This is a genomic window from Streptomyces sp. AP-93 (assembly GCF_022808175.1).
Classification (GTDB): domain Bacteria; phylum Actinomycetota; class Actinomycetes; order Streptomycetales; family Streptomycetaceae; genus Streptomyces.
In genome coordinates this window covers 1-13,526 of record NZ_JALGBX010000050.1, presented here as the reverse complement: position 1 = coordinate 13,526, position 13,526 = coordinate 1, and the positions used below count along the sequence as shown (strand labels likewise).

The following is a 13,526-nucleotide window of genomic DNA, read 5'->3' as shown; positions in this document are numbered from 1 at the left end:
CCGTCATGCCGTGGATCATCGCCGGGCCGCCGGGCAGGGTGCAAGCGGATTCTCATCGGTATCTCAACGGTAGCGCCCGGCCAGTTCGGCCACCGCGCCCGCGAGGGCCCGGCGCAGCTCCGGCGGGCCGAGCACCTCGGCGTCCGCGCCGAGACGGAGCAGGTCGCCGACGGCCACGGAGCCGGACTCGACGGCGAGTTCCACGACCACCCGGCCCTCCGCGTCGGGCGGCCCCGCGGTGGCGAGGGCGCGGACTCCCGCCGACCCGAACCACATCGGCAGCAGGCGCCGGGCGTGCGGGGAGAGCCGTACGACGGCGGTCTGCCGGCGCGTGGCCTCCTCCAGGCGGCGGGCGGACTCCTCCCAGTACGCGGCGAGTTCGAAGTCCTCGGGGCGTTCGAAGCGCTCGCCGATCGTCTCCACGGCGAGGAACCGCCCCACCCGGTAGGTCCGCACGGCGCCCTGGGCCTCATTGGCCTCCTGCGCCTCATTGAGCTCATTGACCTCCTGGACCGCCGGCACCTCCTCGACCGCCGGCACCTCGTGGACCGCCGGCACCTCGTGGACCGCCGGCACCTCCGCCGACCCCACAGGCCGCACCCCCTCCGCGGCCCGGGCGGCCAAATACCAGATGCCGCCCTTGAGTACGAGTCCGAGCGGCCACAGCGCACGGTGGACGGCGCCGCTCCAGCGGCGGTAGTGGGTGCTCAGGATCCGCTGCTCCCACACCGCCTCCGCGATCTGCGCGAGGTGCGGTACGGGGTCGGCGTCGCGGAACCATGCGGGCGCGTCGAGGTGGAAGCGCTGCTGGATCCGGCGGGCCCGGCCGGCGAGTTCGGCGGGCAGGGCGGCCTGGAGTTTCAGCTGGGCGGCGGTGAGGTCCGCGCCGAGGCCGAGGTCCCGGGCCGGGCCGGGGGCGCCTGCGAGGAACAGGGAGCCGGCCTGGGTGTCCGTCAGACCGGTGAGCCGGGTCCGGTAGCCGTCGACGAGGCGGAATCCGCCGGCCGGCCCGCGGTCGGCGTGGACGGGGATCCCGGAGGCGCCGAGCGCCTCCACGTCCCGGTACACGGTGCGGACGGAGACCTCCAGCTCGGCGGCGAGCTCGGGGGCGGTCATCCGGCCGCGGTTCTGGAGCAGCAGGAGGAGGGAGAGGAGCCGGTCGGCGCGCATCCGGCCATTGTCCGGCATACCTGACGGAAGATGTCAGGTATGCCGCCCAGGCTGTGCAACGGCGGGCCGACAGCCCGCAGAACCCACACCAGGAGGCCCCGGTGCCCACGCCCACCGCCACATCCACTGCCACACCCACCGCCAACGGCTTCACCTTCAAGGACTGGGAGGAGCACCCGGTCGGCCCGGAAGGCGGCTTCCCCCGGCTGGCCCGCGCCACGGTCACCAACTCCTTCACCGGCGCCCTCACCTCCCCCGCGACGACCTGCGCCTACACCGTGGCCTACACGGGGGAGAGCACCGGCACCTTTGCCGGCATGGAGCTGGTCACCGGCACCATCGACGGCCGAGAAGGCAGCTTCGTCCTGGACGAGCGCGGCACCTTCGACGCCACCGGTACCCGGTGCCGGTTCACCGTGGTCCCCGGCTCGGGCACCGGCGGCCTGACCGGTCTCGACGGCTCCGGATCCTTCGCCCACCGCTACGGCGACGCCTCGGTGGAGTACGCCTTCGACTACGCGTTCACGGCGGCGGCGCGGTCGGCGGACCAGACGACGGATCAGACGACGGCCCGGTCGGCGGCCCGGTCGGCGGATCAGTCGGCTCTACCGTCTTCATCGGGTTGATCGAGCCATTCGTAGGGTTGGGTCGCCCAGGGGTGCTGGGTGTGGCTATCAGTCGGCTGCCGTTTCGTGGCTTGCCACGCTTCGCCGCCCGGCACCCCACGACGACTCGGCCGCCGATTAGGAAGTGCGAACAAGTCGCTGAGTAGAGCAATGCCGGCGAAGTCGTCCGTGGTACGAACCGTACGAACACGCGCGTCAGGAGCAAGATGAGCCGGATATGGGCGGGGATCGACAGCGGCAAGGGCCACCATCACGGCCTCGCACTGGACGCCGACGGCAAGACCCGGCTCTCACGGCGGGTCGCCAACGACGAGCCCGAGCTGCTGAAACTGATCGGCGACGTCCTGGCCCTGGCCGACGGCCGTCCGGTCACCTGGGCCATCGACATGACCGGCGGCGAGCCCGCGCTGCTTCTGGCCCTGCTGATCAACCACGGTCAGGAGGTCCTTTACATCCCCGGCCGTCTGGTGAACCGGGCGTCCGACGGCTACCGCGGCGAGGGAAAGACCGACGCCCGCGACGCCTACGTGATCGCCGACCAGGCCCGGATGCGCCGTGACCTGCGGCCCATCCGACCCGGTGACGAAGCCGCCATCGAGCTGCGGCTGCTGACCGGACGTCGTTCCGACCTGGTCGAGGACCGCACCCGCTCGGTGAACCGGCTGCGCGGCACCCTGCTGAGTATGTTCCCCGCCCTGGAACGGGCCCTGGACGTGACCAACACCGGCCCGCTCAAGCTACTGACGGGCTACCAGACCCCGGCCGCGATCCGCCGCGCCGGAACCGCGCGACTGACGAAGTGGCTGGTCAACCGCAAGGTTCGCAGCGCGAGTTCCCTGGCCGAAGCAGCCGTCGAGGCCGCTGAACGCCAGCACACCTCCGTCCCCGGGGAGAAGACCATCGCCAAGCTGGTCCACACCCTGGCCGAGGAGGTGATCACCCTCAACGAGCAGATCTCCGAGATGGACAAGCTCATCGAGGGCCGGTTTCGCGAACACGAACTCGCCGACATAGTCCAGAGCGTCCCCGGCATCGGCGCGATCCTCGGCGCGGAGTTCCTCGCCGCCGTCGGCGGAAACCTGGATGAGTTCGACTCCCCGGACGCCCTGGCGGCCTTCGCCGGCGTCGCCCCCGCACCGCGCGACTCGGGCAAGGTCAGCGGCAACCTTCACCGGCCAGTGACCTACCACCGAAGACTCCAGCGCGTCTTCTACACGTCCGCGCTCGTCAGCGTCCGTTGTGACCCGAACTCGCGGAAGTTCTACGATCGCAAACGCGCCGAGGGGAAGAAGCACGTCCAAGCGGTGCTCGCCCTCGCCCGCCGACGCGTCAACGTCCTGTGGGCCCTGATCCGTGACCGGCGGTGCTACGAAGTCGCACCGCCGGTCACTACGGCCGCTTGACAACAGTATTAGGAAGCGTAGCGCAGCAGGCGCAGCGCGTTGGCGACGACCACGAGGGTGGAGCCCTCGTGGACCAGGACCGCCGGGCCGATGCCGAGGCCCAGGGCGGTGGCCGGGACGAGCACCGCCACGATGCCGAGGCTCAGCCAGAGGTTCTGGCGGATGACGCGGCTCGCGCGGCGGCTCAGGCCGGTGATGAAGGGGAGCCTGCGCAGGTCGTCGGACATCAGGGCGATGTCCGCCGTCTCCAGGGCCACGGCCGAGCCGGCCGCTCCCATCGCCACGCCGACGGTGGCGCCGGCCATGGCCGGGGCGTCGTTGACGCCGTCGCCGATCATCGCCGTACGGGCCGTGCGGCGCAGCCGGGTCACCTCGACGACCTTGTCCTCGGGCAGCAGGCCGCCCCGGACCTCGTCCATGCCGATTGCGCGGCCCACCGCGTCGGCCACCCGCTGGTCGTCGCCGGACAGCATCACGGTCCGCTGCACCCCGAGCCCGCGCAGGGCGGCCACCGCCTCGGCGGCCTCGGGGCGCGGGGCGTCCATCAGGCCGAGCGTGCCGAGCCAGCGGTCGCCCCGGCGGACCAGCATGGTGGTGCGGCCGGTCCGGGCGAGTTCCTCCGTACGGTCGCGGAGCCGGGCCGGTACGGGCGGGCCCGCGAGGGTGTCGGCGTAGGCGAGGCTGCCGATGTGGACGGCCTCCCCGTCGAGCTCCGCGACGATCCCGAGGCCGACGAGGGCCCGCAGATTCCGGGCCTCTGAGGGGGCGGCCTCCGAGGGGACGGCCTCGGAAGCGGCGCCCCCCTGCAGGAGTACCGCGCCCTCGCGGACCACGGCCTGGGCGAGGGGGTGGTCGCTGAGGCGCTGCGCGGCGACGGCGGTGCGCAGCAGCTCCTCGCGCCCGGCGGCGTGGACGGGCTCGATCTCGGTGAGGCGGGGGCGGCCCTCGGTCAGCGTGCCGGTCTTGTCGAAGGCGATGGTCCGCAGCCGGCCGAACTCCTCCAGCGGCGCCCCGCCCTTGACCAGTACTCCCCCGCGAGCCGCCCGGCCCACCGCGCTGAGCACGGCGGCCGGGGTGGCGATGGCCAGGGCGCAGGGGCTGGCGGCGACGAGGACGGCCATGGCCCGGTAGAAGGTGTCGGCGAAGGGCTCGCCGGTGAGCGCGCCGACGGCGAGCAGTACGGCGACGAGTACGAGGACGCCCGGTACGAAGAACTTCGTGAACCGTTCGGTGAACCGCTGGGTCGGCGAGGTGCGCTCCTCGGCGGCCTGGACCAGCTTGACGACCCTGGCCAGGGTGTTCTCCCCGGCGAGGCGCGTGACGGCGATGTCGAGGGCGCCGGAGCCGTTGACCGTGCCGGCGTAGACGCGGCTCTCCGGGCCGGCCGCGCCGGGGTCGGCGAGGGCGGCGGCCCGGTCGGCGACGGGGGTCTTGTCGGCGGGGACGCTCTCGCCGGTGATGGGCGCCTGGTCGACGCTGCTGGTGCCGGCTGCGACGAAGCCGTCGGCCGGGACGCGGGTGTGGGGGCGGACGACGACGGTGTCGCCGACGGCCAGCTCCTCGACCGGAACCTCCACCGGCGCCCCCGATCCCCGGCGCACGAGGGCGGTACGCGGGGCCAGCGCGCCGAGCGCTTCGATGGAGCGGCGGGCCCGGCCCATGGCGTAGCCCTCCAGGGCGTGGCCGAGGGTCATCTGCAGTTCCTCGATTGCCCTGAGAATCCTGGGCGTTGCCGGGTTGCACGGCTGCGCGACGAGTAGGTGACGTTTGTCGTTCTGTGACACTTTCGGGTGAGGGTTCCGGTCGGGGGGTGTGGTCGCTTCCGTGATGCCCGTAGCGTGGCGGTGTTGGTGAGGCCGGAAACGAATCCGGTCTCGTTGAGAATCCGCCCCGTGCCCAGGAAAGCGACGCGGGGTCCCCGCCCCACCCGGACCCAAACCGGGTGGAAAGCGTCCGGCGGGGCGGCTACCCCAGCTTCCGAATCGCCGCAGCCAGCGGCGCCACAGGCGGCAGGTACCGCACACGATGAGCACCGTGCACGAGCAGGCCGCACGGACCGCGACCCACCGGCGAGGGTCCACACCTCGCCAGACACCACGGGCCGCCTCCCAACGATCCACGGAAACTCAGGATCGCTAGGAAACCTCAGCTCATCTGCGACGCTGAACAGGACGAGCATGACGGCGCCCTCCTCCCACCGCACGATCGCGGCGGCTCCGGCCACCGCGACGGGCGCAGCGTGATCTACGAGCTCCACGACGCGCACGTTGCCGCCCTGCTCCAGCAGATCCTGGCGCACGTCCACCACGGCGGCCGGGCGTAGGAACCGCAACGGCGGCCGGGCGTAGGAACCACCCGGCCGCCGCACGCAGGACCCGCTACGGCTACGGCGCGCCGAAGGTGAGCGTCAGCTTCGGCGAGCCCTCATTGGCGGCGGCCTCCGAGGACCACAGCCACAGCGCGTCCGTCCCGGCGCTGCTCAGCGCCAGGCTGTAGGCGCCGCCGAGCGCCCCCGCGACAGCCGCCTTGTCCAGGCCGGTCGTGTGGACGGCCGAGCCCTCCGGGACGCCCGCGAAGCTGCCGAGCGCCGGGCCGCCGAGTGCCGGGCGGTTGGCGTACGTGGTCCCGGCCTCCGTCCAGGAGCCGGTGACCGGGAGCACGGACACCGTGTCCGTCGTACCGGCGCCGGCCATGGTGCTGGTCTTGACGCTCAGCGTGGCCGCCTTGAGCACCGTGCCGGCAGGCGCGGCGGGCAGGTTGAACCGCAGGTAGCTCGCGTAGAACGAGGTTCCGCGCACCGCGAGCGAGCCGGACGTCCCGTAATTGGTGCCCGGGGCGCCCGCGTTGGCGTACGTGTCCTCCGCGGCCTGGACCTCGACGACCGAGTCGGCCGGGGCGGAGGCCAGGGTGTGGTGGTTCTGCACCTGGGCCGCGCTCAGGACCGTCGGGTAGACCGCGGTCTCGTCCAGCCGGCCCGCCCAGTACTCGCTGACCGGACGGTCCGGCCAGCCGCCGAGGCTGTCGCCGCCCACGTGCCAGTAGCCTGCGAAGTTCTCGTGCGCGGTGAAGCCCAGCGTGCCCTTCTGGGCGCCGTCCACATACAGGGTCATGCCGCCCGGACCCTGGGTCGCGACGACGTGGTGCCACTGGTTGTCGTTGTACGCGGCGGTGGTCGTGACGGTGTGGGTCCCGCCGCTGTAGACGCCGTAGACGAGCCGGCCGTTGTTGGTCATGTAGATGTGCTTGTCGTACTGACTGCTGCCACGGGACTGGTTGTTGCCGAACCCGATGAGCTTGCCGCCCGTGGTGGTGTTCGTCTTGAACCAGGTCTCGATGCTGTACGTGGAGCCGACGTTCTGGCGGCGGTCCCCGTACACCTGGGTGTCCGTGCCGTTGAAGCCGATGGCCGTGCTCGGGCCCGAGACCGCACCGGGCGTCTGGCGCAGGGCGGGGGCGTTCAGGTGCACACCGCTCTGGTTGCCGCCGACCGAGGAGTCCGCGACGAAGGGCAGGGCCGACTCGTCGTAGCGCCAGAACAGCTGGGCGCCGTCCGCGCGGACCGCACTGGGGTACGCGTCGGGCGAGCTCGGCACCGTGACGCTCGCCGTCGCCGACAGGGCGCTGGTGTTGCCGGCCGCGTCGGTGGCGGTCACCCGGTAGGTGTAGGACTGCCCCGCGGTGACGGTGGTGTCGGTCCAGGAGGTCTGCGGGCGGCGGAAGAACAGCGAGTCCGCCGCGACCGTGGCGATCGGCGTGGCCGCGCCGTTGCGGTAGACCTTGTACGTGAGCGTGCCGTCGTCCAGGTCGAGGCTGGTGCGCCAGCGCACCTGCACCTCACCGGGCTTGAAGCTCACGGCGCTCGCCACCGGGACGCTGGGCGCACCCGTGTCCCCGGTGGAGGCGAAGCGCGTCAGGCTCTGCTGCGCCGCACCGTTGACGGTGGTGAACTCGCCGCCCACCCAGAGGTACTGGACGCCCCCCTTGGAGCCGACCGCCATGACGCGCGGGCCGATGCCCTCGCCGATGCCGTCGTTGGTGTCGGGAGCCCAGCCCAGCTTGCCGGTCGCGGTGGTCGGCTGGGCGAGCAGGTGGTGGCGCTGGCCGTCCGGGAACTCGCCGATGCTGGAACAGTCGTGCGCGTGCGAGGCGCTGTAGAGCACGTCCTGGTACGGGAGCACGGCCTGGGTCGCGCCGAGGCAGGTGTCGCGCCAGCGCTGGCCGAAGTCGCTCAGGTTCAGGGCGATCCGGCCGTCGAAGACGCCACCGCCCGTTCCCTCGTTGGCGGTGTAGAAGCCGGTCGCGTCGGTGGCGATGTCCTTGACCACCGAGTTGGTCTCGACGAAGCCCGGGTAGGCCTTGGTGACGGCGCCGGTCGTCGCGTCGACGACGGCGAGGGCGTGGCTGTTCGTACCGCCCACGGTGAAGAAGTCGCCGCCCAGGAGCACGTGTTCGCCGTCGGGGGTGAGCTCGACGGCCCGGCCCGGCTCGTCGGCGTTCGCGGTGAAGGGCTTCAGCGTGCCGTCGGCCGCGTCCACGGCGGCGAACCTCTCGCGCGGCTGGCCGGCGACGGTGAGGAAGTCGCCGCCCGCGTACACGGTGTCGCCGGTGACGGCGAGGGCCCGGACGGTGGCCGCGAAGGCGGGCCGGAAGTCGGTCTTCACGGTGCAGGTCGCCACGTCGATGGCGGCGAGGCTGGAGACCGCGGTGCCGTTGACGGCGCCGAAGTAGCCGCCCGCGTACAGGGTCGCCTTGTCCGGCGAGAGGGCGAGCGCGCGGACGGTGGCGGTGCCGGAGCCCACGGTGAAGGACAGCTTGCAGGAGGCCGGGGCGCCCGTCGCGGCGTCGAGCGTCGCGAAGTTCACCGCCTCCTGCTCGGTTCCGGCGGCGCCGTCCGGCGGGCGCACGGTGGAGAAGGTGCCGCCGACGAAGACCTTGTCGCCCGCCTCGGCGAGGGCCCAGACGACACCGTTGGCCTGCCAGGTGGGCAGTTCGTCGGCGGTGAAGGCCACCGGCGGGGTGATGGCCGCGGCCTCTTCGACGAGGCCGAGGCCCATGGCCGTGCAGGTGCCGGCCAGGGCCAGGGTGAGAGCGGCGGCCAGCCCTCTGGATCTACGCATGAACCCCCCAGTTCGGTGTGCGCGGCGCCGCGCAGTGCTGCACGACGCACGGAATGGCCGGAAACTATCGTACGGATGTCCACGGCCGTGACCCGGGCACCCTAAGGGGAATCCCGGCTCCGTTCACCGCACTTGACTCACCGGATGCCAAAGCGCACCGCCCGCCCGCACACCCGGGCCCCGACCCGGGCCCCGACCCGGACCCGCACCCGGACCCGCACCCGGGGCCCCGACCCTGCCCCGGGCCCGGCTCACCGATAGGGATCGGCGACCTTGCGGAGGCGGGTGAGAGCACTGCGGAGCAGTCGGGTGTCCTCGGCTCCGAGATGGCGGGACCACTCCCCCTCGACCCGGGCCTCCGCCTCCCGCGCGACGGCCACGGCGGCCGCGCCCCGGGGCGCGATGCGGACCAGCCGGGCGCGGGCGTCGGTCGGATCGGGGGTGCGGTGGACGTAGCCGGCCCGCTCCAGCTGGTCGACGAGGAAGCCGGCGGTCTGCTTGGTGATCCGGGCCTGGTCGGCGAGGTCCTCGTCGCCGCGGTCCGCGCCCGGGGCAGCTTCGACCGCATGGTCCACGACACGGCCGTACGGGAGGCCGCGCGGCCGGCGGCCGAGTTCGCGCCCCGGCTGCGCGCAATGGCCGGATCCCGGCGCAAGGCACCGGGGGTGACCCACCTGGAGCCGCTGATCGACAGCCTGGCGCACGGGCAGGACATCGCCGTCCCGCTGGGCCGGACCCGTACGATGCCGGCCGAGGCGGCGGCGACCGCGGCGCAGCGGGCCTGGTCGATGGGGTTCCGTTCCACGCCCGGCGCCCGCTGGCCGGCTTCCGGCTCATGGCCACGGACTGCGACTGGACGGCCGGCACCGGTGACGCCGCGGGCAGCGGCACGGCCGCCGCCACCTCCGCCACCACGGTCGAGGGCCCGGTCTCGGCGCTCCTCCTGCTGGTCACCGGCCGGGACACGGCGGCCCTGCCCCTCCTGTCGGGCCCGGGCCTGCCCGCCCTGGCCGAGCGACTCGCCGGCCCGGGCGCGCGCCGGGCCTGAGGCGGGCAGCCGAAGGGGGCGCACGCCCGTCCGGATCATGGGACGCCGGGCCCGTTCTCGCGATTGCCGCCCCGCCCGGGCCCGCGCCCCTCTACGGTGCCCTGGGGGGGACGACAGCAGGCGCGGGCAGGAGCCCGCGCCCGGGGACGTACGCGGGCGCGGGACCGGAGGGGCGGAGCGGAATGAGCGACGAAGAAGACACGCGGCTGGCGAGGATGACCCCCGAGATCTCCCGCCGCACCCTGACCCTGCTCCGCGGCCTGGCCGGGCTCGAACCACCGGAGCAGGTGCCCGAGGAGGCGATGAGCGCCGCGGACGAGATCTTCGCGGAGTACGGCACCGACGGGCTCCGCGTGCTGGTGATGACCCTGGCGGCCTGGGCGACGGCACAGATCGAGAACGTCTCCGAACTGAGCGGACGCAGCCACGAGGCCGTCCTCGACGCCATGGAGCTGGCCTGCCTGGAGACCGGCGCCGAGGAGTAGCCGGGCACGGCCGGGAGGCGGCCGGGAGGCGGCCGGGAGGCGGCCGGGGCGGGCTTCCGGCGCGGACGGGGTTTGTGTCGCCTAAAATCGGACAATCCTCCGGATGCGGACGCCCCGGATTCGGTCCGGCGTCGGCGACACTGGGGGAGCGGGGGGTCCCGATCGGAGGCCGTCGTGAGCACACCTTCCCCCATCCGGATCGCTGCCGTCCTGTCGACCGAATACCGCGGACGGCTGATGTCGCACGCCCGCGAGGTCAATTTCCGCGAGGGCGCGCGGATCTTCGACGAGGGCACCCGGGCGGACTCCTTCTGGATCGTGCGCTCCGGCACGGTGACCCTGGAGATCCCGGTACCGGGCCGCCGGCCCACGCCCATCGAGAGCCTGGGCCCCGGAGAACTGGTCGGCTGGTCGTGGCTGTTCCCGCCGTACGTGTGGCAGTTGGGCGCCGAGGCCATGACGCCGGTCCGCGCGTACGAGTTCGACGCCACGACCGTACGGATGCTCATGGACGCCGATCCGGCCTTCGGGTCCGCCCTCGGCCACTGGGTCGGCCGGGTGCTCGCGCTGCGGCTGCAGCAGACCCGCACCCGCCTCCTCGACACGTACGCCCCCCGCCTCGCCGCGAGCTGACCCGGGCGGGTTCGGGCCGATTCCGCCGACCGCTCCCCCACAGGTCAGCCCCCTGCGGGTCGCTGCGGTCTGCGGTCATGCGTGCGCGTTGCGTGACGAGAAGTAGAGGTGCGAACGGGCGTTCCGGTTCCGCATGGGCAAGACTCGCGTCCGTTATCCGACGCAACGATGCGAGGAGCGTTCGACATGCGATCCGTCACCAGGACCCTGGGACTGTCGTCCGCCGCCATGGGGCTCACCGCCCTCACCGCCCTGACCGGCTCGGGCGTCGCCGGAGCCGCGCCCGCCGGCGGCGAAAGCCTGTACGCCCCGTCCGCGCTCGTGCTGAGCGTCACCGACGGCGACGACGCGGCGAGCGGTACGGTGCTGCGCGCGGTCACCCTGGTCTGCGCGCCCCGGCCCGGCGGAACCCACCCGGACCCGGACGCGGCGTGCGCCGAGTTACAGGCCTACGCCCCCGAGCTGGACGCGCTCGCCGAGCCGCGCCCCGACGCGGCGTGTACCCGGGAGTGGAGCCCGGTGACCGTGACCGCCGAAGGCGTGTGGCAGGGCCGCCGGATGAACTACTCCTACACCTACGCGAACCCGTGCGCCCTGTGGAACGCCACCGGCACGGTCTTCACCATCTGAGCCGGGGCCGGATGCCGGGGATCAGCCCGATCGGCCCGGTCAGCACGATCGGCCCGACCAGCCCGATCAGCCCGGTCAGCCCAGCTCCAGACTCGTGACCCCGTACATTCCGGTCAGGTCGAGGTCCGGCTCCTGGCCGGTGTACATCCGGGCGGTCTCGAACGTCGGGGTCAGGCCCAGTCCGCCCAGCAGGGCGGCGGCACGCGGAGTGGCGTCCGGTACGTCCACGGCGACCCGGCCGTCGGGGGTCCGCTCCGCGAGGCGGAGCACCAGCGCCGCGGCGACGGCCGGGCCGGCGGCGTAGAGCGGGCCGATCCGGGAGGCGCCGCTGCCCGGCCGGACGACTCCGAGCCCCTCGACCCGGCCGTCCCGCACCGCGGCAAGGGCGGTACGGCCGGGCAGTCCGACCCAGGCGGCGAGGAAGGCGTCGCGCGGCGCGGGGAAGAACCTGCGGTCGTAGGCGGCGAGTTGCCCGAACGGGAGGGTGGCCGCATCCACGATCCGCACCCCGGGCGCCGTCTCCTCCGGGGGCTCCCCCGCCGCCTGCGGCACCCCCTCGTGGCGGACGTTGTTCCAGGCCGAGCGGAAGCCGGACTTACGGTAGTTGTGCTGCTGCTCGACCACCCCGTCCAGCCCGACGAGCCGCCCGTCGAGCCGCTCCATTCCGGCCTTCCACATCCGGATCCCGTATCCCTGGCCACGGACGTCGGGGCGGGCGATGTAGAAACCGATGAAGCCGAATCCGGCGCCGTACCGGACGGCCGAGATGCAGGCGACGGGCTTCCCGCGGAGCCGCCCGATGAGGAATCCGCCCGGATCGGCGACGGCGAACGCGAACCGGTCGGAGTCCCCGGGATTCCAGCCCTCCTCGTCGGCCCAGTCCCGGAACAGCGCCATGTCGGCGGCGCTCGCATCGTTGATCTCGAATCCAGTCAATCCCGATCCCGTCATGTCCGATGTTGTACCAGATCCGCCCCTGCGTCCGGTCCGGCCTCAACCGCCCGTCAGGAGGCGGACGAACGCGCCGCGATCGGCGTCCCGGTGCAGATCGCTCACCTGCCCGTCGCCCACCTCCACGACCCGCCAGACGCCGTCCGCGCGCAGCGCGAGGTCCGTGGTGACGAAGGCGCAGCCGAGCTCCGCGACCGCGGCCCGCACGGGTCCGAGGTCCGGCGCCGCCGCCTCGGCGTACGGGCTGTCGGGGTGCGCGGTGACCAGCCGGGGTTCGGCCCCCCGCCACCAGACCCGTACCTCGGTGGCCACGCCCTCGGCCGCCGTGAACTGTTCGAAGGCGCGCAGCACCACTCCGCCGGCCAGGTCCTCGCCCTGGAGCTCCACGAAGCGGTTCACCACGCGGTGGACGGCGGCCCGGTCCGCGAGGTCGGGGAGGTGGCAGGCCTCCGCCCACTGGTGCTTCCGGGATTTGACGTAGTCCTTGACGATCCCGGCGCGGGACGGGAGGGCCGCGGCGGCGTCCGCGAGCCGGGCCGGCTCCGGGGTCTGCCCCGGAGGCGTCGCCAGCCACCGGCTGGGCGGGGTCAGCCCGGCGAACGCCTCGTACCAGCCCGGGAGTTCATGGGCGCTCCGGTACGCGTCAGGAGTGACGCGGAGTGCGCATCCGCGCTCGCGCAGGGCCGCGTCGAGGCCGGCGTACCGGGCTGCCGGGATCATCCAGCCCCGGTACCAGAGCGCCCCCGCCCCGGCGGGCACCCGGGCCACGGCCCGGCCGGCGTCCCCGGCGAGCAGCGCGTCGTGGTCGATGAGCCCGATGCCGCCCCCGGCGGCGCGCACCGCTCGTGCCTCCTCGGCGAAGTGGGCGTCGGCGAGGCGCGCGTTCAGCGGATCGGAGCAGTACAGGACGGTGGTCGGCATGCCGCCACCCTACGGAGGTCCGCGCGCGGCCGGGGCAGGGATTCGCCCGGCCACCCACCGGAATGATGTGATCAGCACAGGTCACGGCGCGGCAGTCGCTGGGCTTCGCACGGGGCCGCACCTCGCCGTTCGGCCGGCTGCACGACCTGGGCGCGCACATCCTGCTGATCGGAGTCGGCCACAACCGGAACTCGTTCCTGCACCACGTCGAGTCCCTCGTACCCCGCCCCCGGCTGCGGGTGCGGCGCTTCCCGATGGAGGTGGACGGTGAGCGCGTCTGGGCGGAAACCCCGGACGTGGGCAACGACAACGACACCCACTTCCCGGTCGTGGGCCCCGACTTCGAGCGCCGCGCGGGCATCCGCCCGTCGCAGTCCCCCGGCTTCACGAACTGCTGGACGCGGACACGGGGTCCGCGCGCTGAGTCGTCCAGCCGAAACCCCGTGGTGAACGCCGTCCGGGCTGCCTAGATGAATGAGTCCAAGGGGTGTCGTTGCGGTCAGTGATCGTAGGCGGTTAGTGACCGCTTGACTGGTTGATCG

At 73.2% G+C, this 13,526-nt stretch carries 12 protein-coding genes and 1 pseudogene; 7 read left to right on the top strand and 6 right to left on the bottom strand.

The window, feature by feature from the left end; all coding sequences use genetic code 11:
* Positions 1-63: 63 nt before the first annotated feature.
* Positions 64-1,170, bottom strand: a complete 1,107-nt coding sequence (locus tag MTF69_RS41730; protein ID WP_243342048.1) for a YafY family protein — start codon at positions 1,168-1,170, stop codon at positions 64-66.
* Between the two features lie 101 nt (positions 1,171-1,271).
* Here MTF69_RS41730 and MTF69_RS41725 point away from each other — a divergent pair, with 101 nt between their 5' ends.
* Both MTF69_RS41725 and MTF69_RS41720 read left to right on the top strand, forming a co-directional pair.
* Positions 1,272-1,796 (top strand): DUF3224 domain-containing protein, encoded by a 525-nt coding sequence (locus MTF69_RS41725; protein ID WP_308401522.1) that lies wholly within the window; start codon positions 1,272-1,274, stop codon positions 1,794-1,796.
* A gap of 206 nt (positions 1,797-2,002) precedes the next feature.
* A complete protein-coding gene (locus MTF69_RS41720; RefSeq protein WP_243342047.1) occupies positions 2,003-3,199 on the top strand; it encodes an IS110 family transposase in 1,197 nt (398 codons plus the stop codon).
* 8 nt (positions 3,200-3,207) lie between these two features.
* On the opposite strand, the gene MTF69_RS41715 is transcribed toward MTF69_RS41720, so the two are convergent.
* From MTF69_RS41715 to MTF69_RS41700, 3 genes are all read right to left on the bottom strand, one after another.
* On the bottom strand, positions 3,208-4,893 hold the full coding sequence (locus tag MTF69_RS41715; protein WP_243342046.1) for a heavy metal translocating P-type ATPase: 1,686 nt from the start codon (positions 4,891-4,893) through the stop codon (positions 3,208-3,210).
* 690 nt (positions 4,894-5,583) lie between these two features.
* Complete coding sequence (locus MTF69_RS41705) at positions 5,584-8,316, bottom strand: DNRLRE domain-containing protein (RefSeq protein ID WP_243342045.1); 2,733 nt, start codon at positions 8,314-8,316, stop codon at positions 5,584-5,586.
* Positions 8,317-8,567: 251 nt separating this feature from the next.
* The gene (locus MTF69_RS41700) at positions 8,568-8,891 is read right to left on the bottom strand and encodes a MarR family winged helix-turn-helix transcriptional regulator (RefSeq protein WP_243342044.1); all 324 of its coding nucleotides are present in this window, start codon (positions 8,889-8,891) and stop codon (positions 8,568-8,570) included.
* Between the two features lie 260 nt (positions 8,892-9,151).
* Here MTF69_RS41700 and MTF69_RS41695 point away from each other — a divergent pair, with 260 nt between their 5' ends.
* The 4 genes from MTF69_RS41695 to MTF69_RS41680 all read left to right on the top strand — a co-directional run bounded on the left by MTF69_RS41695 (position 9,152) and on the right by MTF69_RS41680 (position 11,112).
* Positions 9,152-9,364, top strand: coding sequence for a hypothetical protein (locus tag MTF69_RS41695; protein WP_243342064.1), 213 nt, complete (start codon positions 9,152-9,154; stop codon positions 9,362-9,364).
* 182 nt (positions 9,365-9,546) lie between these two features.
* Positions 9,547-9,849 carry a hypothetical protein gene (locus MTF69_RS41690; RefSeq protein ID WP_243342061.1) on the top strand — a complete coding sequence of 101 codons (303 nt, stop codon included), beginning with the start codon at positions 9,547-9,549 and terminating at the stop codon, positions 9,847-9,849.
* Positions 9,850-10,023: 174 nt separating this feature from the next.
* Positions 10,024-10,482, top strand: coding sequence for a Crp/Fnr family transcriptional regulator (locus tag MTF69_RS41685; RefSeq protein WP_243342043.1), 459 nt, complete (start codon positions 10,024-10,026; stop codon positions 10,480-10,482).
* A gap of 186 nt (positions 10,483-10,668) precedes the next feature.
* Positions 10,669-11,112: a subtilase-type protease inhibitor gene (locus MTF69_RS41680; protein ID WP_243342042.1), complete on the top strand. Its 444-nt coding sequence runs from the start codon at positions 10,669-10,671 to the stop codon at positions 11,110-11,112.
* A gap of 75 nt (positions 11,113-11,187) precedes the next feature.
* Here MTF69_RS41680 and MTF69_RS41675 read toward each other — a convergent pair whose 3' ends face one another.
* Both MTF69_RS41675 and MTF69_RS41670 read right to left on the bottom strand, forming a co-directional pair.
* Positions 11,188-12,063 carry a GNAT family N-acetyltransferase gene (locus MTF69_RS41675; protein WP_243342041.1) on the bottom strand — a complete coding sequence of 292 codons (876 nt, stop codon included), beginning with the start codon at positions 12,061-12,063 and terminating at the stop codon, positions 11,188-11,190.
* 42 nt (positions 12,064-12,105) lie between these two features.
* On the bottom strand, positions 12,106-12,984 hold the full coding sequence (locus MTF69_RS41670; protein ID WP_243342040.1) for an ATP-grasp domain-containing protein: 879 nt from the start codon (positions 12,982-12,984) through the stop codon (positions 12,106-12,108).
* Between the two features lie 86 nt (positions 12,985-13,070).
* Between MTF69_RS41670 and MTF69_RS41665 the strand changes: the two are divergent.
* Positions 13,071-13,454 (top strand): annotated as a pseudogene (locus MTF69_RS41665) (AAC(3) family N-acetyltransferase); the annotation flags it as partial.
* Positions 13,455-13,526: the final 72 nt, after the last annotated feature.